1 protein-coding gene is annotated in these 854 nt (G+C 66.6%); it reads left to right on the forward strand.

Features of this window, described 5'->3' with window-relative positions; genetic code table 11:
* The first annotated feature begins 131 nt into the window (after nucleotides 1-131).
* Nucleotides 132-838 (forward strand): IS5 family transposase gene (locus tag ACI6QG_RS19600; protein ID WP_407026261.1). Its coding sequence is split into 2 segments (ribosomal slippage): nucleotides 132-392 and nucleotides 395-838, totalling 705 coding nucleotides; the frame shifts between segments, so codons are not numbered across the junction.
* The last annotated feature ends 16 nt before the right edge of the window (nucleotides 839-854 follow it).

Genomic DNA, 854 nt, shown 5'->3' on the forward strand with positions numbered 1-854 from the left:
CCTAGGGTCTGTACCCAATTGACGTAGGTGCGGCGCAATGATTCACCCTGCCAAACGGCGGGGGATGAACGGTGTCGCGCCTATTCTGGCTGAGCGACGTGCAGTGGGCGGCGATCGAGCCACATCTGCCGATGGTACATACGGGGCCGCGGCGCGTGGACGACCGTCGGGTGATCAGCGGCATCGTGCACCGCTTCCGCGAAGGCTGCCGATGGCGCGCCCTGCCGCCGGAATACGGGCCGTACACGACGGTCTTCAACCGCTGGAACCGCTGGAGCCAGCGCGGCATCTGGCCTCGCATCTTTGCCGCCCTTGTCGCCTGCGCCGACCCGCCGCAGGTCACGCTGATCGACAGTTCCGCTGTGAAGGCGCACCGCTCGGCGGCTGGCGCGAAAAAGGGGGCGAAGGCGATGCCTGCCGCCAAGCGATCGGCCGTTCGCGGGGCGGGCGCACCACTAAGATCCACGCACTCTGCGACGAGCAAGGCCGTCCGCACGCGATCCTGCTGACCGGCGGCAACGTCGCTGACATCACCGCCGCCGCCACGCTGGTTTCGGCCGTGACACCGCCCGGCGAACTCGTCGGCGACAAAGGCTACGACGCCAACCACCTACGACGCTATCTCGCCGAGCGCGGGACCGCCGCGGTCATCCCCAGCACCTCGTCACGCAAGGTTGCCATCCCGCACGACGCCGAGCGCTACAAGCTGCGCAACGTCATCGAGCGGACCTTCTGCCGCATCAAGGATTTCCGCGGCATCGCAACACGATACGACAAGACCGCTCGCAACTTCCTCGCCGCCGTCTGCCTCGTCTCCGCCATCACTTATTGGGCTTGATTGAGTCCAGACCCTA

The organism is Sabulicella flocculans (genome assembly GCF_045449635.1).
GTDB lineage: Bacteria > Pseudomonadota > Alphaproteobacteria > Acetobacterales > Acetobacteraceae > Roseococcus.